This window comes from Streptomyces sp. NPDC006743 (assembly GCF_040703815.1).
Classification (GTDB): Bacteria; Actinomycetota; Actinomycetes; order Streptomycetales; family Streptomycetaceae; genus Streptomyces.
On record NZ_JBEYJA010000008.1, the window covers coordinates 61,765 to 79,433 of the forward strand.

General features: G+C 74.3%; 10 protein-coding genes. 3 read left to right on the forward strand and 7 right to left on the reverse strand.

What is annotated here, in order from left to right:
• Positions 1 to 101 precede the first annotated feature (101 nt).
• Positions 102 to 1,058 (reverse strand): serine hydrolase, encoded by a 957-nt coding sequence (locus tag ABZ719_RS09575; RefSeq protein WP_366724646.1) that lies wholly within the window; start codon positions 1,056 to 1,058, stop codon positions 102 to 104.
• The gene (locus ABZ719_RS09580; RefSeq protein WP_366724647.1) at positions 1,055 to 2,086 is read right to left on the reverse strand and encodes a LysR family transcriptional regulator; all 1,032 of its coding nucleotides are present in this window, start codon (positions 2,084 to 2,086) and stop codon (positions 1,055 to 1,057) included. The genes ABZ719_RS09575 and ABZ719_RS09580 overlap by 4 nt, the downstream gene beginning before the upstream one ends.
• Before the next feature lie 149 nt (positions 2,087 to 2,235).
• Here ABZ719_RS09580 and bla point away from each other — a divergent pair, with 149 nt between their 5' ends.
• Together bla and ABZ719_RS09590 are read left to right on the forward strand one after the other, a co-directional pair.
• On the forward strand, positions 2,236 to 3,174 hold the full coding sequence (bla, locus tag ABZ719_RS09585) for a class A beta-lactamase (protein ID WP_366724648.1): 939 nt from the start codon (positions 2,236 to 2,238) through the stop codon (positions 3,172 to 3,174).
• Positions 3,175 to 3,226: 52 nt separating this feature from the next.
• The gene (locus ABZ719_RS09590) at positions 3,227 to 4,141 is read left to right on the forward strand and encodes a helix-turn-helix domain-containing GNAT family N-acetyltransferase (protein WP_366724649.1); all 915 of its coding nucleotides are present in this window, start codon (positions 3,227 to 3,229) and stop codon (positions 4,139 to 4,141) included.
• 42 nt (positions 4,142 to 4,183) lie between these two features.
• On the opposite strand, the gene ABZ719_RS09595 is transcribed toward ABZ719_RS09590, so the two are convergent.
• Positions 4,184 to 5,071: an alpha/beta hydrolase gene (locus tag ABZ719_RS09595; protein ID WP_366724650.1), complete on the reverse strand. Its 888-nt coding sequence runs from the start codon at positions 5,069 to 5,071 to the stop codon at positions 4,184 to 4,186.
• Positions 5,072 to 5,168: 97 nt separating this feature from the next.
• Between ABZ719_RS09595 and ABZ719_RS09600 the strand changes: the two genes are divergently transcribed.
• A complete protein-coding gene (locus ABZ719_RS09600) occupies positions 5,169 to 5,579 on the forward strand; it encodes a helix-turn-helix domain-containing protein (RefSeq protein ID WP_366724651.1) in 411 nt (136 codons plus the stop codon).
• A 22-nt stretch (positions 5,580 to 5,601) separates the two neighbouring features.
• Here the strand turns inward: ABZ719_RS09600 and ABZ719_RS09605 are convergent, their stop codons facing one another.
• From ABZ719_RS09605 to ABZ719_RS09620, 4 genes are all read right to left on the reverse strand, one after another.
• Positions 5,602 to 8,859, reverse strand: a complete 3,258-nt coding sequence (locus ABZ719_RS09605; protein WP_366724652.1) for a family 78 glycoside hydrolase catalytic domain — start codon at positions 8,857 to 8,859, stop codon at positions 5,602 to 5,604.
• A gap of 58 nt (positions 8,860 to 8,917) precedes the next feature.
• Entirely contained in the window at positions 8,918 to 12,322 is a 3,405-nt protein-coding gene (locus ABZ719_RS09610; protein ID WP_366724653.1) for a glycosyl hydrolase, read from the reverse strand.
• Positions 12,323 to 12,429: 107 nt separating this feature from the next.
• Positions 12,430 to 15,054: a beta-L-arabinofuranosidase domain-containing protein gene (locus ABZ719_RS09615; RefSeq protein ID WP_366724654.1), complete on the reverse strand. Its 2,625-nt coding sequence runs from the start codon at positions 15,052 to 15,054 to the stop codon at positions 12,430 to 12,432.
• A 459-nt stretch (positions 15,055 to 15,513) separates the two neighbouring features.
• Complete coding sequence (locus tag ABZ719_RS09620; RefSeq protein WP_366724655.1) at positions 15,514 to 16,992, reverse strand: glutamate-cysteine ligase family protein; 1,479 nt, start codon at positions 16,990 to 16,992, stop codon at positions 15,514 to 15,516.
• Positions 16,993 to 17,669: the final 677 nt, after the last annotated feature.

Consider the following 17,669-nt stretch of genomic DNA (forward strand, 5'->3'; position numbering starts at 1 on the left):
CTTCATGACAGGAACGTTAACACTTGAACTTTGAGAACCTCAAAGCGAGCCTTTGGTCAATGCTGACCCCGGCCCGCTCGGCCGGCGCCGGCCCGCCCCGGTCAGCGCCGCAGCGCCTCGAACGCGTCGCGCGCGGCGGTCCCGATCGCGAGGTCGATGTCCGGTGCCAGGCCGGCCCGGCGGTCGCAGCGGGTGAGGGCGGCGATCGCCACCCGGTGACCGGAGCCGGCCTCCACCACACCGACCTCGTGCCGCAGGTGCAGGAACGTGCCGGTCTTGCCGCTCACCCGCAGGGTGTCGGCGCGCAGCTCGCTGGAGAGCCGGTGCGTGAAGACCTGCGCCCCCATCAGCCGGCGCAGCTCCGCGGTGGCGGGGGGCCGGGAGATCTCGTCCCGCCAGACCCGCTGCAGCAGATCCACGAGCGCGGCGGCGGTACCGGCGTTGGCGCGGGCCGGATCCAGCGTCTCGATGGTGTGCCGCCCCGAGCGTTCGTCGCGCACGGCCAGCTCCAGCGCGAGGGAGAAGTCCTTCCCGGCGGCGCCGGCGGCGCACTCGTACATGCGGTTCATGCGGTGGCGCACCCGCAGCTCCCCGCACCCCCAGGAACGCAGGCGGGCGTCGGCCTCGGCCGCGGGGACCAGGCCGAAGAGCGTGTCGGCGGCGGCGTTGTCGCTGACCGTGAGCATCAGGTGGAGCAGGTCGCCGACGGCCACGGTGGCGGGGTACCGGAACGCCGCCAGCCCGGTGGGCCCGACGCTGCTGGTGGCCGGGTCGACCGTCACCGCGCGCGCGGCGTCGAGCTCGCCGGCCGCGATCCGGTCCAGCACCACCAGGGCGAGCGGCACCTTGACGACCGAGGCGAGCGGCAGCGGCACGCCGGCGTCGAACCCGAGCTGCTCGCCGGTGTCGATGTCGCGGGCCAGGAACGAGCCGCGCACACCGATGGCCGCCCAGTCCGCGGCGATCGCCTCGGCTACGTCGAGGAGCGCGCCGTCACCGACGAGGTGCGCGGGCCGGTGCGGCGGGTGCTCCGGCGGGAGCGGCAGGCCGGCGCTCATCCGCGGGCCGCCAGCCGTGTCACCGCGTCCTCGTCCGTTCCCGGGGGAGGGCCCGCCGCGGGGGACGCCGTCCCGGCACCGACACCGGCCGCCAGCAGGGACACCAGCCAGCGCGGTACACCGCCCGCCCCCGGCTGCCGGTGGCTCGCCCGGGGGGCGTAGCCGCGGTGCAGGGAGGTGTCGTGCAGCGGCGCCCAGACGACCCCGTGCCGCCGTGCGAACGGTTCGGTGCACAGCAGCCGCACCCGCCCGGCCAGCGTCTCGGCGAGCGCGGTCGCCACCGGTCCGGCCGGGCGCAGCAGCCCTTCGGGCAGCCCCGCGCGCGCGACGGCCCGGGCGAGCCGGTCCGCCGCGAAGGGCACCTGGTCCTCCGCCGTGGTGAGCAGGGCGAGCGCCGCCGGCCGCCCGCCCGCCGGCCGCCCGCCCGCCGCGTCCCGGCTCCGCCGGGGCCGCAGGTCCTCCAGGTGGACCGCGCGGGGACGGGGGCCGGGCGGGGCGCCGGCGGCTCCCGGGCCCGGCGCGTCACGCGGGGCGTCCGCCGCGGGCGCGGAACCCACACCGAGCGGCACCCGCAGCGGGGCGTCCTCCGGTGGGACGCGCACCAGCGCGTAGGCCAGGGACCCGTCGGCCAGGCCCGCCAGGCGCGGCTCGGGGTCCAGTTCCCGCACGCCGAGCGAGACGCCGTGCTCGGCGCCCGCGCGGATCACGCGGGCCAGCGCCGCCGGGCCGCAGTCCGGGGGCACCGCGACGACACGGACCGCCGAGCGCCGGGCCGACCGGGCGACCTGCCGCAGCCGTTCGGCCCGGTCCAGCACGTCCTGCGCGTACGGCAGCAGCAGCACGCCGAACTCGGTGGTCGTCACCTGGCGGCGCGAACGGTCGAACAAGAGGCCGCCGAAGTGTTCCTCGAGCGTCTTGATGCGGCGGCTGAGGAGGGGCTGGGCGATCCCGAGCCGGTCGGCGGCGCGGGAGAAGCTCGCCTCGTCGACGGTCGCGACGTAGGCATCCAGGTGCGCGAGCAGGTCCATGGCGCTTTCATAGCAATAAGTTATGCGATCTTCAATGTTCACTCTTGGACATGAGAGGCCTCCTGCTGTTTCGCTGTTCCCCGTCGGCGGCCCGGACGGCCGGCGGCACGACGACGCGACAGCGAACGGACGACGGGAGACCCCTGCGCATGACGAGTGACAGCCCTCTGCGGCGGCGCGGCCTGTTCAAGGCCGGCCTCGCCCTCTCCACCGCCGTGCTCGCCCCCGCCGTGACGGCCGCACGGGCGACGGCCGCACCGGCCGCGCCCGGCGCGGCCTCGGCGAGCGGGGTGCGCGCGGCCGTGGACGAACTGCGCGCGCTGGAGGAGCGGTACGCCGCCCGGCTCGGCCTGCACGCCCGCAACGTGCGCACCGGGCAGGTCCTCGCCCACCGGGCGGGGGAGCGGTTCGCGCTGTGCTCGACGTTCAAGGTGTTCGCCGCCGCGGCCGTCCTGCGCAACCACGGCCGCTGCGCGCCGCTGGACAAGGTCGTGCACTACCCCGCGATGGACATCGTGGACAACTCCCCGGTCACCAAGGAGCACGTCGACAGCGGCATGACCGTGGGCGAGCTGTGCGCGGCGGCGATCCAGTACAGCGACAACACGGCGGGCAACCTGCTGCTGCGCGAGGTGGGCGGACCGGGCGGCCTCACCGCGTTCTTCCGGTCCCTCGACGACCGGGTGAGCCGCCTCGACCGCTGGGAGACCGACCTGAACACCGCCCTGCCGGGCGATCCGCGGGACACGACCACACCCGAGGCGCTCGCGGCGAGCCTGGAGCGGGTGACCCTGGGACGGGCCCTGGCGGGCGGCGACCGCGAGCAGCTCATCACCTGGATGAAGGGCAACACCACCAGCGCCGAACGCTTCCGCAAGGGCCTGCCCAAGGGCTGGGTCATCGGCGACAAGACGGGCACGGGGGACTACGCGTCCGCCAACGACATCGGCGTGGCCTGGACCACCCGCGGGACCCCCGTCGTGCTGGCGGTGCTGACCTCGAAGCCCGTGAAGGACGCCGCCGTGGACAACGACCTGATCGCGGGCGCGGCCGGTGTCGTCGCGCGCACCCTCGCCCCCGGGGAGTGAGGACAGACACACCGCACTGGCACCGCGTCCATTCTCTGACTAAGGTCAGAGAATGGACGCGGCACAGATCGAACAGGTACGGCGCTTCAACCGGACCGTGACCGAACGCGTGGGCGTGCTCCACGACCACTACCTGGGCGGCGACCGGCCCGTCGGCGAGGCCAGACTGCTCTGGGAGGTCGGTGAGCGGGGCCAGGACGTACGACGGCTGCGCGAGCGCCTCGGACTCGACTCGGGGTACGCCAGCCGGCTCCTGCGCGCCTTGCAGGCGGACGGCCTGGTGACGGTGGAGCCGCACCCCGGCGACCGCCGGGTGCGCACGGTCCGGCTCACCGCGGCGGGCCGCGCCGAGCGCGCCCGGCTGGACGCGCGCAGCGACGACCTGGCCGGCTCGCTCCTCGCACCGCTCAACGACGCCCAGCGCACCCGGCTGGTCGCCGCCATGGCCGAGGCCGAGCGGCTGCTGACCGCGGCCACCGTCACCCTCGACACGGTCGCCCCCGGCCATCCCGACGCCCAGTACTGCCTGCGGTCCTACTTCACCGAGCTGCAGGAGCGCTTCGACACCGGCTTCGACCCCGCGCGCAGCCTGCTGCCCGACCCGGGGGAACTCCTGCCGCCGCGCGGCCTGTTCCTGGTCGCCCGGCTGCACGGCGAGCCCGTGGGCTGCGCCGGTCTGAAGCTCCCGCCGGGCGCCCCGGCGGAGATCAAACGCATGTGGGTCGCCCCCGGGGCGCGCGGGCTCGGCCTCGGCCGCCGCTTCCTGGCCGAACTGGAGGCGCGGGCCGCCGGGCACGGCCGCGATCTGCTCCGGCTGGACACCAACAAGGCGCTCACCGCCGCGCGGTCGCTCTACCGCTCGTGCGGCTTCCAGGAGGTGGCCGCCTTCAACGACGAGCCCTACGCCGACCACTGGTTCGAGAAGCGGATCACGCCGGCGCCGGCCGGCGAGGCCGGTACGCGCTGACGACCGGCGCGGCGCCCGGCCCGGCGGCCGGAGGCCGGAGGGTCAGCCGGCGGCCGCGAGGAACGGCAGCAGCAGGTCCAGCAAGGCCGCCGGACGGTCGAGCGGGATGATGTGGCCGCAGTCCTCCAGGACGTGCCCGGTCAGCCGGTCGGCATGGGGCCGCAGCTGCCGTTCGAGCGCGCGGCCCACCGGGGCGGCGCCGATCGTGAGGGCGGGCACCGCCAGCCGGCCGGCGGCCACGGCCGCGCGGATCTGCCGGTCGCTGTCCGGCAGCGCCCGGTAGGAGCCCAGCGCCCCGCGCAGCGCCCCCGGACGGGCGTACGCGGCGACGATCGCGTCGCGCACCTCCTGCCGCACACCGCGCCCGAGGGTGCCGCGATCGAGGAACCAGTCCACGTACGCCGCCTCGTTCCCGGCCAGGACGGACTCCGCCAGACCCGGTTCGCGGTGGAAACCGAACCACCAGGGCGGCCCGGCGGCCAGGAAGTCCCCGGCGCCGGGCAGGCTGCCCAGCAGCGACTCCATCAGCACCACCCGCCGCACGAGGCCGGGCCGCCGCATGGCGAGCAGGAAGGCGGGCGGAGTGCCGGCGTCGATGCCGACCACCGCCGCGGAGGTCACACCGAGGGCCGCCAGCAGGCCCTCGGCGTCGGCGGCCAGGGTGCCCGCGTCGTATCCGTCCGCCGGACGGTCGCTGTCCCCGAAGCCGCGCAGATCGGGGGCGATCACGCGGTGGCGGCCGGCCAGCGGCGCGAGGACGTCGGTCCACAGCCGCCAGGTGTGCGGGAAGCCGTGCAGCAGCAGGACGGCCGGGCCCCGGCCGGCCAGCGCCACGTTCAGCCCGACGCCGCCCACCGTGACCCGGCGCAGTTCGACGTCGGCCGCGGCGCCCGTGGCGTCGGCCGGTCCCGTCGTGTCCGTCGTACCCATGTGCGCTCCCTTGAGTAACCATTGGTGACAAGGGAACCGTAGGAAACTAATCTGGACCGGCCAAGACCGCACTTCTGCATCAGGTGGTGAGTTCCAGGTGACTTCCCAGGTCACGGACGTCCCCGCCCCCGTCCCGGGGCGCGGCGACCTGTTCGACCCGCAGTGCCCCACGCGGGGGCTGCTCGACCGCATCGGGACCAAGTGGACGTCGATGGCCGTCAAGGTGCTGGCGCGGGAGCACCCCGGCGAGGTGCGCTTCAGTGAGCTGCAGCGCCGGATGCCGGGGGTCTCGCACAAGATGCTGTCGGTCACCCTGCGGAACCTGACGTGCGACGGTCTGGTCGCCCGCCGGGTCGAGCCGTCCGTCCCGCCCGCCGTGCACTACCGGCTCACACCGCTCGGACTCTCCCTGGAGAGCGTGCTCGCCGCGGTCCGGACCTGGGCCGAGGAACACATGGCCGAGGTGGACCGGGCGAACCGGGCGAGCGTTGGGGAAGAGGACGGGTGAGGCGGGCGGCGGGGCGGGCCGGTCAGCCGGCCGGCATCACCGTCCGGAACTCCCAGTGCCCCGACCCCACGTGGTACACCGCCTCCCCGGCGGCCGGGCGCAGCGGCCGGGCACCCGCCGGGGCGTCGGCCTGCCGTCCGGGCGCCGAGGGGACGTGGATCTCGGCGGTGCTGCCCGCCGGGACGTCCACGCTCAGGCGGAACCGGTCGCCCTCGCGCTGCCAGGCGGTGCGCGCGAGACCGTACGGAGTGCGGTACGAACCCGACGCCGAGGTCATGTCGCCCTCGACGGCGGGGTCCACGAGGAGTTCGGCGTAGCCGACCGAGCCGGCGGTCTGGCCGATGCCCGCGACACGGGTGGTGAACCAGGAGTCGATCGCGCCGAGCATGAAGTGGTTCTGCGACTGGCCGGGACCGCCGTCCCAGGACTCGCCCAGCGTCGTGTTGCCGGCCAGGACCTGGTAGCCGTAGCTGGGGCTGGTGGTCCGGGTGGCGATCCGGTGGACGACGTCGTCGCGGCCCGCCGCCGACAGCACGCGGAACGCGGCCGGCAGGGAGATCTCCCCCAGCAGCAGATGGTCGCCGGCGGCCTCGACGGACGCCGTGAAGTGACCGAGCAGACGGCCGCGTTCGCCCGCCGGATGGGCGCCCATGTCCAGGGCGAGGGCCTCGGCGCCCTGGCCACCGCCGCCGAACGTCCCCGTCGCCGTCGAGTAGTACTTCTCCGACAGGGCGCGGACGCTCGCGTCGGCCTTGGCCCGGTAGGCGTCGGCCGCCGTCGTGTCGCCGAGCAGTGCGGCGATCCGGGCGAGGGTGTCCACGACCCGCCAGTAGCCGTAGGTGCCGGCCACCGCGCGCGGGAAGGTGCGGTCGGGGGTGAACCAGTCGCCCAGGCCGTAGTCCAGGATGCCGCCGGAGACCTGGCTCTCCAGGAAGGCCGCGTACTGCTTCATGCGCGGGTAGTAGGTGCGCAGCGTGTCCCGGTCGCCGTAGGTCGTGTACAGCTGCCAGGGCACCAGCACGAAGGCGCCGCCCCAGTTGGCGTCGTTGCGGTAGGCGCCGGGCAGGCTCGTGTACTCGGGAACGGTGCTCGGGATCAGTCCGTCCCCGGTCTGCGCGTCGGCCATGTCCCGCACGATCTTGCGGAGCTGGGCCTGCATGTCGAAGTTGCCCGCGAGCGCCGGGAACACCAGCTGGTCCTGTTCCAGCCAGCCGAGCTTCTCCCGGCTGGGGCAGTCGGTCAGGACGCTCATCATGTTGCCCTCGATCGACCGCCGGATCAGTGAGTGGACCGAGTCGATCAGCGGGTCGGAGGTGGTGACCTCACCGGCGGAGGCGTTGTCGGTGTGCAGGACCATGCCCCGTACGGTGACCTTCGCGCCGTCCGGGACACCTTTCAGCTCCAGGTACCGGAACCCGTGGTAGCCGAACTCCGGGTGCCAGGTGGCGGTGCGGGCGGAGCCGGTGGTGTAGCTGTCCCACAGGGGTGCGCCCACGTTGCTGACGGACTGGAAGGCGTGGCCGTCCTTCAGGCTCTCGGCCGGGTAGACACGTATCTCCGTCCCGGTGGGGGCGGCGACGGTGATCTCGGGCCAGCCGGCGATGTTGCGGCCCAGGTCGAAGACGCGGCTGCCGGCGGCGCCGTCGGTCTCCTTGCCGGTGAGCGTCTCCACCACCCGGATCGGCTCGGTCTCCCGGGCGCTGAGCACGGCGGGGTCCTGCGCGGTGCCGGGCGCGGCCACGGTGACGGCCCTGTGCCACCCCGAGCGGTCGCCGTCCGGCCGGTCCCAGTGCGCCTTCTCCCGGCGTGCGTCGTAGTCTTCGCCGCCGTACCAGTTGGACGACGTGGTCGGCCCCAGCGCCGTGCGCCAGTCGTCGCCGCTGGTGACGGTGCGGACACTGCCGTCGGCGAGGGTCATCTCCAGCCGGGCGATGAGCTTGGGGTCGCTGATGTCGCCGTACAGCTTGCGGTAGCGGTCGGCGGTGCTGACCACGTTGGACATGCCGTTGCCGAGCGCCACACCGAGGGTGTTGGCACCGGCGCGCAGCCGGTCGGTGACGTCGTAGGTGGCGTACTGGACGCGCCGCGTGTAGTCGGTGTTGGCCGGTTCGAGCACCGCGTCGCCCACGGGCTTCCCGTTGAGCGTGGCGTCGTAGACACCGAGCCCGGCGATGTAGAGGCGGGCGCCGCGCACCGCGCGCGGCAGGGTGAAGTCCTTCGCGAGCAGCGGCAGTCCGGAGGGCAGGTACGGCTTCGGCGGCCGCCCGCCGCTCACCCGGGCCAAGGCGGTGAAGGGTCCGTCGGCGCCGTCGGCGGCGGACAGCGCGTAGTCGGTGGGGAAGTCCGGGACGCGGCCGTCGTCGGTGAGGACGTCGGCTCGCGGGTAGAGGGCGACCCGGTCGAAGGTCCTGGCCGTCTTGAGGTCGAGGGTGAGGGTGACGGGACGGCCAAAGACGTCGGCGGAGGTGTGGGCGGCGCTGGAGTATCCGGCAGCGGTCTGCTGGGCGCTGTTCGTCAGCCCGTCGACGGCCAGCGCGGGCTCCCAGGTCTTGCGGACCGTGTTGCTCTCCGACGCGGTCACCGCCGCGCCCCGCGCCAGGCCCGTCGCCCGGGTCACGGAGTCGCGGACGTCTATCTCACCCAGTTGCAGACGCCAGGCGCGGGCGGGGAACGCCTCCGCGAGCGGCAGGCCCAGCCGGGTCACGTCCAGGCGGACGTAACGGGACGTGGTGCGGGGCACCTTGACGACCACGGGCTCGATCTCGCGCCGGCTCAGCTGCCAGTCGGGGTGCGTGATCCACTGGGCGCCCCAGTCCGACGCCCGGGTCAGACCGGTCTCGAACACCGCCGGAGCGCTCCACCCGGAGGCGTGACGGCCGCCCTGCGACCAGAGCATGACGCGCCAGTACACGCGGGTACGGGAGCCGAGGGCGCGGCCGTCGTACGTCGTCTCCGGCACGGACGAGACCACCTTGCCCGAGTCCCAGAGGTCGGGCCGGCCGGAGTCCAGGCGCTGCTTCGACGTGGCGGCCTGGACGCGGTAGGCGCCCTGGAGCGCGTTCGCGGCCCGTGCGGTGAGCCGCCAGCTGAGGCCGGGCGTGGTGTCGTCGATGCCGAGCGCCTGGCGGAGGTGCTGGGTGCGCAGCCCGGCCGGCGCGAGGGCCGGGCCGGGTTCGGCCGTGGCCTGCGCGGCGCCGGTCAGCACGGTGACGAACGCGGTGAGGGCGGCGGGCAGGGCGAGGGCCCGGCGGCGCCTGCCGCGGGGGCGGCGTCTGAGCATGGTGCTCCTTCGGAGGTGCGGGCAGGTGTGCGGGGAGCGGACCGAGTACGGCGGTACGTCAGACACGGGGGAGGCCGGTGGTGACGCGACGGCGGAAGCGGAGCGTGACCGGGCCGAGCAGGCCCGACGGCAGCGGCTTGTTGCGCTCGTTGGACAGGGTGTTGGCGACCCGGACCGCCAGCCGGTTGCGGCCCGCCACGAGCCGGTCGGTGACGTCGACGGCGAACGGCGCCCACAGCAGGGACTCCGGCGCGGCGCCGTTGACGGTCACGGCCGCCACGTCACGCACGTCACCCAGGTCGAGCAGGACACGCCGCCCGTCCAGGAGCCGCCGGTCGACGTCGACGGTGGTGGTGTAGGTGCCGCTGCCGGAGAACAGCGGGTCGTACGCCGTCCAGCTGCCCAGCGGTCCGGTGACCGGGCCGGCGCCCTCCCGCTCCAGGGTCAGCGTCCACTCGCCGGTGACGGGAAGCGGAGCGAGCGGGTCGTCCACCCGGACCGTCCCCGCGTAGGTGTGCGTCCCGTCGGTGCCGGTGAGGCGGTGGACGCCGGGTGCCGCGGCCTCCACCGTGACCCGCAGGGCACGGCCGGCCCGCCGCACGGCGACGACGGGCAGCGGCGAGCCCGTCAGGTGCGGTACGGGCGGCCCCTCGCTGCGGACCACGACGATCCGCGTCTCGTACGGGGCCAGGGCGAGCGGCAGGTGAATGCCCCGCTGCGAGGTGCGGTACACCGGGGCGGGACCGGTCTCACCCGTGCGCGGGTCCCACAGCTCGGGAACGCCGGCCACCGGCAGCGCGGCGGTGGTGTCGACGGCGGTGCCGCTCTCGTTGTTCAGCAGGAACGCCGTGTCCGTGCCGCGGGTCACGCGCAGCACCCGCACCGCGTCGCAGGCGGGTTCCAGCACGGCGGCGGCGACGCCCGCCTCGTGCACGGCGGCCCGCAGCCCCGAGACGTCCGCCACCCGCACCGCGCGCCCGCGGCCAGCCCGGCGGTCGCCGGGCACCGCGTCGCCGAACAGGCCGGACAGCTCGCGGGCGAGGCAGCGGTCGTTGCCGTCCGCGTCGTCGGCGGGCAGCTCACCGACCGCGACGACGGTGCCGCCCGCGCGCACGAACGCGCCGAGCGTGCGCACACAGGCCACGTCGAGCGTCGGCGTCAGCGGCAGCACCACCACGTCGTACCGGGCGGCCCCCACCGCGAGCCGCCCGCCGTGCACCCGGGCCCGGCTCAGCAACTCCTCGTCACCGGCGAGCGCGCCCTCGTGCAGCAGGTCGAAGTCGACCTGCGCGCGCTCCAGGGCGTAGGCGGCGTCGCTGAGCGCGCCGTCGACCGCGCCCTGCCGGTCGGTGCCGGTCCACTGCTCGGCGGCCCGCTGCGGCTGGAGCAGGGCGGTCCGGGCCGCCGAGGTGCCGCGGCCCATCTCCATGACCCGGCCGATCCACTCCGCCAGCGGCCGCATGGCCCACCACCACGGCGCCCTGGGGCCGAACGGCGGCGGGAAGTACACCCGGGTCTCGTCGGTCCACAGGGCGTGCAGCACGGCGAGGTTGACGCCCCGGGCGGCCTGCGCGCCGACCGTCGCGTGCACGAACGAGGGCGTCACCTGCCAGCCCATGTTGCCGAACATCTCCAGCAGGGCACGCTCCCGGCCCTGCTGGTGCGCGGCCGACACCGGGTTGCGCGGGATCATCGTCTGCTCCCCGGCCACGTACTCGGCGGTGATGATGTCGCCGCCGGGCACGTGCGCCCACTGGTTGACCTTGTGCAGGTCGCCGGTGGAGGGGATCCGCTTGGCCGGCGCCGTCTCGTCGTAGAGCGGATTGGTGATCAGGGCGACGCCGCGCTCCTCGTACCAGTGGGCCTGCCGCTGGAAGTAGCGCGCGAACCGGTTGGACACGGCCTGCCAGTAGCGTCCCCGGGCGATCCGGCCGCGCCGCCCCAGGTCGTCGAAGGCGGCGGCGTAGGCCACTCCCGGCGTGACCCCGCTCTCGCGCAGCGCCCGGTCCAGGGCGGGTGACCACGGCAGCCGCTTGAAGTGTGCCTCGGCGGAGGCGAAGAACGGCTCGTCGTCCCAGAAGCCCGGGATCACCGTGCCGAAATAGCGCCCGAAGCGCCGGTGGTACTCGCCGGGGACGATGTCGAGGAACAGCTCCACCGGCTCGTCGGCCAGGAGGTCGACGTAACTGCGGCTGTAGCCCTGCGTGTCGTCGACGAGCGGCACCCCGCCGAACAGGTCGACCTGCCAGCGGCCCGCCGGGACCTGCCAGGTGCCGCCGTCCGCGAGCCGGGCCGTCAGGTCGACCACGTCGGCGGCGTCGGCGGAACCGGCGGGCCGGGCCGCGGCGGCCGCGGCGGGCGCGGCGAGGCCGGCCCGCTCCGGGAAGTCGCCCGCCGCGTCCGGGGAGTCGAAGGACGACGTGTACAGGGTGGTGCCGTCGGCCGCCGTGACGGTCAGACTGTCCCACAGGCCCCGCTCCCCGCCGGCCGCGCGCACCCCCGCGCCGCCCGAGACGTACCGGTCGTCGGTGACGGTGCCCTTGTCGCGGCCGTCCAGGGTGACCGACAGGGTGGCGCCGCGGACGGTGACGGCCACCGTGTGGAACTTGGTCTTGTTGAAGCCGTCCGTACGGGCGCTGCGCAGCAGTTCCACCGGTTCGGCACCGCGGGCGAGGCGGAGCACGGTGACGACCCCGCTCTGGTCGAAGGCGACCGCGTACCCGTCGAGGCCGTCCGCCGAGGCGCGGACGACGAGTGCGGCGGCGGCGCGGTCGGCCTTCGCGCTGCCGGTGACGGTGCAGTCCGTCCAGCCGTCGCCGCCGCGCAGCACGGCGGCGCCGTCCAGCACCCCCGAGTCGGCGACGAGACGGCCCGCCTCCACGCCCACCCCGGTGCTGCGGCGCAGATCGAACGCGGCGGGGCCCTCGACCACGGCGGTGGACCGCCACAGGGCCTTCAGCCGCAGGTCGGGCCGGGGATCGTAGGTGCGCGAGCCCACCGTGCCGCCCTTGACGACGTACTCGCCCGCCCGGCCGCTCGGGAAGTGGTCGTCGTTGAACAGCCACACCCGCATGCCGGTGCGTTCCGCGGTGCGCAGCACGTGCCCGACGATGTCGAACCAGCCCTCGGTGAAGAACGCCGGTTCCATCTCGGCGTTGTCGAAGGAGAAGAGCACGACCTCGTACATGCCCTTGTCCCGCAGGTCGGCGAGCTGGCGGTCCACCAGCTCGGGGGTGACCGGGCCGTTCCAGTACCAGTAGACGGTGGGCCGGCTGTCCCTGGCGGGGTCGGCGAAGCCGTGCTCGGTGTACCGGGCCGCGGCGGCGGTGTGCTCGGGGGCCGCGCCGGCCGGAGCGGCGAAGGCGGGGGCGGGCAGGCCCGTCGCGAGGGCGGTCCCGGTGGCACCGGCCGCCACGACGAACGTGCGTCTGGACAGGGGGTTCTGGGGGAGGGGAGCGGACATGCGAGGCCCTTCTGCGGGGTGCGGCGCAGCGCGTGCGGGAGCGGAAGCGGGAGAGGGAAGGAGGTGGGTGGAGGAGGCCGGGGCGGGGAGACGCCCTGTGCGCCGGCTCAGCCGGCGGCCAGCCGGGCCACCTCCGCCGCGCTCAGCGCGCGGTTGTGCAGGCGGAAGTCGCGTACCGCTCCGCGCAGGTACGGATGGGTGCTGTTCTGCGAGCGGCCCAGGTAGTTGCGGGTGGTGGCGCCGAGCAGCAGCGGCCCGGACACCATGGCGGTGTTGCGTCCGGCCTCGGTGCCGTCCACGTAGAGGACCCCGGTGCCGTGGCCCAGAGTCAGGGCCACATGGGTCCAGCGGCCGACGGGCAGCGGACCGGCGGCATCCACGACGTCCTCGCCGTCCATGCCGGCGATCTTCAGCGCGGCCCGGGCGCGTCCGGCGCCGGTGGTCGCGGCGAGGAACAGGTACGTCTCCTTGTGGAAGCCGAGGTCGAAGACACGGGCGGAGGCCGCGAGGCCGTCCAGTCGCACCCGCACACCGACCGTCAGTTCGTCCAGGCCGCTCAACAGACCTGCCGGCAGGGCGAGATGTCCGTCCACACCGTCCAAGGAGACCGCGGTGACGTCGTCCTCGCACAGCCAGGCGGCACCGCCGCTCAGCGTGGCGTCGGGGAAGGAACGGGTGGTGTCGGCGGCCGAGGCACCGCTGCCCTCCGCCAGCGGGAAGCGGGCGACGTCCCGTGCGCGGGACGGCCGGGGGCTGACGGCCCAGTAGACGTTGTAACGCTGGTGCTGCACCTCGTGGAACGGCCGCAGGGCGACCGTGCGGCCCCCGGCGGCGACGGTGAACCGCGTGGAGCTGCCGGGAACGGCGCGCAGTGTCGAAGGCAGGACGGTGGGAAGCGTGGCCGGCGGTGTGTCCCCGTACTCGCCGGCCAGCACGAGCGGGCCGAGGGACAACGAGGCCACCTGCGGATTGTCGGGGGCGGGCCGCCAGACGGGGGTGCGCGGCAGGATCAGCTCCACGGTGTCACCGGCACGCCACAGGCGTTCCACCGAGGCATAGGTGCCCGGCCGCAGGCGCGTGCGCACCGCGCGGCGGTTGACCTCGAGCACGGCGGCCCGGCCGGTGCCGGCCACCCAGGACGGAACCCGGATCTTCAGCGCGAGACGCGCTCCGCCCTCCGTGACGGTCAGCCGGGTCCGGTCGCCCGCCGGTCCCGCAGTATCCTGACGAAGCGTCAGTCCTTGCTGCTCCCAGCGGACTTCGGAGGGAATGAGCAGGTTGACGTAGAGCGCGGGCCGGGCGCGGGGATCGCGGGTGCGGAAGTAGATGCTGTCGGCGAACTTGGTGTGTGTCTCGAGCCCGGTGCCGTGGTCGCACGAGAAGTTGTCGTAGTCGCTGCTGTAGCTCCCCGGCGCTGCGCCGAGGCCGCCCTTGGGCTGCCGTTCGGAGCCCGCCCACAGTCCCGTGTAGTACGTGACGAACCCGTGCGCGGAATCGGGGTCCTGCTCGCCGAGCATCTGGTTGACCAGGGTCAGCTCGTAGTGGTCCATGTACTCGGCGCGCTCCGGGCGGTGCAGGAAGAGCTGTCTGCCCAGCTTCAGCATGTTGTAGCTGTTGCAGTTCTCGCAGGTCACCTCGGACAGCCGGCTGACGATCTCGCCGGGCGGGCCGAAGAGTTCCCGGTCGGAGTTGCCGCCGATGGCGTACGAGTGGTGGCGTGCGACGGCCGTCCAGAAGGTGTCGGCGACGGTCAGGTACCGCGCGTCACCGGTCGCCTCGTACGCGGGGACGGCACCGACCACCTTGGCGATCTCGGTGTTGGCGTGCCGGCCGGCGAGTTCGTCGCGTCCGGCGGCCAGCGGCGCGTAGAGGTCCTCGTGGTCGAATCGGCGGGCCGTGCGCAGATGGGCGGGATCGCCGGTCTCCTGGTGGAGCCGGGTCAGTACGTCGTTCATGCCGCCGAACTCGACCCTCAGCACCGTCTGCATCTGCTCCCGCGACAGCGGGGCGGTCCGCGCGTCCACCCAGGCCGCCTTCTCCAGCAGGACCGTCAGCGCCTCCCGGTTCCCGCTGAGGCGGTACTGGTCGAGCAGCCCCGCCATGATCTTGTGCAGGGTGTAGTACGGCGCCCAGGGCCTGCCGCCGGCCTCCAGCTGGTCGAAGACCGATTCGGGGAAGGCGGACAGGTAGCCGCGGTGGTAGCCGGCGGCGGGCGCGGCCCGCTGGCACTCGGCAAGGGCCGAGACCACGGCGCGGCCCTTGCGAGCGTACGCGTCGTCCCCGGTGTTGGCGTGCGCCTGGGCCAGCGCGCTGAGCAGGTGACCGGTGGTGTGCCCGCGCAGCTGTACGTCGGGAGCCTCCCAGCCGCCGCAGGGCTCGGCGGTCGAGGGCAGCCCGACGGTGCGCCGGAAGGTGTGCAGGAGCCGGTCGGTGTCGACGAAGAGCAGGTACGCGCAGGTGCGGCGCATGGCGGCCAGGAACGGGCTCTCCAGCAGGCGCACTTCGGACAGGCCGAAAGGGGCGAGGACCGGTGCGTGCGCGGGGTGGGCGGTCGCGGTCCGCGCCGCGGTCGCCGCGGTCGCGGTCGTGGCGGCGGCCGTCCCGGGCGGGGGCGGGGGCGGGGGCGCGGCGTGGGCGGTGGGGGAGGGCAGGGCGGTGACGGCCGCCGCGGCCGAGACCGTGCGGACCACCTGACGGCGGGACGGACCGGACGGGACGCGCTGTGCAGGCAACGTTCCGTGCTCCCTTCGAAGGGTCGGCGAGGACTCGGGCGGAGACGTCCTGCTGCCCGAGCGGGAGAAGCGATTGAATCGTTTAACTTCGTCGCGGGAGACGGTAGGTGTGGCTGCAGTGAGCGTCAAGGCTTCCAACAAGGGGAAGTTGACCAGGAATTGAATCGTTCAATAAGCGGAGTGGCGACGATCGCGCCACAGTGGCCGCAGTCCGTCCGGGCGGCCGCTCCGGTGCGGGACGGGAGCGGGCCGCCCCTGCCGGGTGCCGCACGGGGACCCGCTGGCGGCATCGGACGCGACCTCTGTCACCGGCGCGACCGCTGTCACCGGGCGGGCCGCCGCTGACGGTGCAGACGGGCTGCCGCTGTCCGTGCGCGCCGGGCCGCTGGTGCCGGCGGGCTGCCGTCGTCCGTGCCCGTGGGGCTGTCGCTGTCGCTGCCGGGTGGGCCGTGACCTGGGTCAGTCCACCGGCCAGGTGTGCACCGGCGCGTTGAGATGCATGTAGTCGATGTACAACTGCGTCATCCGGCGCAGCGACTCGTGCCGGCCGGCGCGGCCGGCGGCGTCGAGGTGGTGGAACATCTCCTTCTGCCAGACCGCGCCGTTGCGGCCGGTGACGCACCGCTGCTCGATGATGCCGAGCAGCGGCTCGCGCCAGGCCTCGTCCATCCCGGAGAGTTCCAGCCCCTTGTGCGCCATCGGCAGCAGCCGGCGCAGGACCAGTTCGGGCACCGGTACCTCGCCCGTGCCCGGCCAGTACAGCCGGCTCTCGATGCCGTGCCGCGCGGCCGTGTGGAGGTTCTCCTGCGCGGCCGAGAAGGACATCCGCGACCACACCGGCCGGTCCTCCTCCACCAGAGCCCGGGTGATCCCGTAGTAGAACGCCCCGTTGGCGAGGGTGTCGGCGACGGTCGGGCCCGCGGGCAGCACACGGTTCTCCACCCGCAGGTGCGGCTTGTCCTGGGCGACGGCGTAGACCGGGCGGTTCCAGCGGTAGATGGTGCCGTTGTGCAGGGTCAGCTCGGCCAGGTCCGGGATGTCGCCGCGGTCCAGCGTCTCGGCGGGATCCTGCTCGTCGCACAGTGGCAGCAGGGCCGGGAAGTAGCGCACGTTCTCCTCGAAGAGATCGAAGACGCTGTTGATCCACCGCTCGCCGAACCAGACCCGCGGCCGTACCCCCTGCACCTTGATCTCCTGCGGGCGGGTGTCGGTGGCCTGCTCGAACAGCGGGATCCGTGTCTCGTGCCACAGCTCCCTGCCGAACAGGAACGGCGAGTTGGCCGCCAGCGCGACCTGGACCCCCGCGACCGCCTGCGCCGCGTTCCAGTAGCCGGCGAACTCCTCCGGGGACACCTGGAGATGGAACTGCGTGCTGGTGCAGGCGGCCTCGGGAGTGATCGTGTCCGCGTACGTGCGCAGCCGGTCGACGCCGTCCACCTCGATGTGCAGGTCCTCGCCCCGGGCCGCGAAGACCTGGTCGTTGAGCAGCCGGTAGCGCGGGTTCTCCGACAGCGCCGCCTGGCCCACGTCCTCCTGCCGCAGTGTGGGAAGGATGCCGATCATGATCAGATGTGCGCCGACCGACCTGGCGTGCCGGTCCGCGTGGTTCAGCGCGGTCCGGATCTCGGTCTCCCAGGCGTCGGGGCCGCCCGCCGTCAGCGCCCGGGGCGGGATGTTGGTCTCCAGGTTGAACCGGCCCAGCTCGGTGGACCACGCCGGATCCGCGATCGCCTCCAGCACGTCGACGCTGCGCATCGTCGGCTCGGCCCGGTCGTCGACGAGATTCAGCTCGATCTCCAGCCCCACCTGGGGACGCGCGGACTCGAACCGCGACTCGCGCAGCATCTGCGCGAACGCGTCGAGACAGTCCTGCATCTTGATCCGGTACCGGCGGCGGTCCTCGCGGGTGAAGACCATCGCCGGGACGTCCCGTCCCATCGGCGCTCCCCGGTCGACTCTGCCCCTCCTCGGACATCTGTCCCCCCAGCGTCGCACCACCGGCCCGCTCCGACCACGCGGGCCGCGAGGAGGCGGGGAGACGGGAGGTGGAGGGGCTGGACGGCGGGGAGGGGGAGGCGGAGAGCAGGGTGGGAAGGGGGCGGCGAGACGAAGCGGCGGGGAGGAGTGGAGGTCCGGGGACCGGCTGGGGGCAGGAGGCGCCGGCGGTGCGGCGATGTGCGGCGCACGCGTCCGTCGGGGGGAACCGGCTCGCCGGCCGCCCCGGTGTCCGGAGCGTGCGAGATGGCGGCGGATCCGGCGTTCGGCCCGGCCCCCGACGCGGTACCCGGAGCGGCGGCGCGCGGGGGGGGTGTGGCGGTGCCCGGAGCGGCGGTGTGCCCGGCGATGTGCGGCGGTGCGCCGTGACCGTTGCGCCGTGGCTGGGAGCCGTGACCGGTGTGCCGTGACCGTGTGGCGCAGCGGCGAGAGGCAGGCCGTGGCCGCCACCCCGGACGGAACCCCGCCAGCAAGCTTGCGTTCGCCTGGGGTGCCTTCCGCAGCCTGGGCGGACTCCTGAGCGCGACCGGCGCCCCACCGCGCCGCGAGCGCGCTGCCGAGCGCTTACGGATCGCTGACGTCCGTCACCGCACGGTCTCCGGGGAGGCGATACCGGTGCC

Excerpts from the sequence above, each read along its gene's own strand:
- ABZ719_RS09575 (WP_366724646.1), bottom strand. The coding sequence starts at position 1,058 with ATGAGCGCCGGCCTGCCGCTCCCGCCGGAGCACCCGCCGCACCGGCCC.
- ABZ719_RS09605 (WP_366724652.1), bottom strand. The coding sequence starts at position 8,859 with ATGCTCAGACGCCGCCCCCGCGGCAGGCGCCGCCGGGCCCTCGCCCTG.
- ABZ719_RS09580 (WP_366724647.1), bottom strand. The coding sequence starts at position 2,086 with ATGGACCTGCTCGCGCACCTGGATGCCTACGTCGCGACCGTCGACGAG.
- ABZ719_RS09595 (WP_366724650.1), bottom strand. The coding sequence starts at position 5,071 with ATGGGTACGACGGACACGACGGGACCGGCCGACGCCACGGGCGCCGCG.
- ABZ719_RS09620 (WP_366724655.1), bottom strand. The coding sequence starts at position 16,992 with ATGGGACGGGACGTCCCGGCGATGGTCTTCACCCGCGAGGACCGCCGC.
- bla (WP_366724648.1), top strand. The coding sequence starts at position 2,236 with ATGACGAGTGACAGCCCTCTGCGGCGGCGCGGCCTGTTCAAGGCCGGC.
- ABZ719_RS09610 (WP_366724653.1), bottom strand. The coding sequence starts at position 12,322 with ATGTCCGCTCCCCTCCCCCAGAACCCCCTGTCCAGACGCACGTTCGTC.
- ABZ719_RS09590 (WP_366724649.1), top strand. The coding sequence starts at position 3,227 with ATGGACGCGGCACAGATCGAACAGGTACGGCGCTTCAACCGGACCGTG.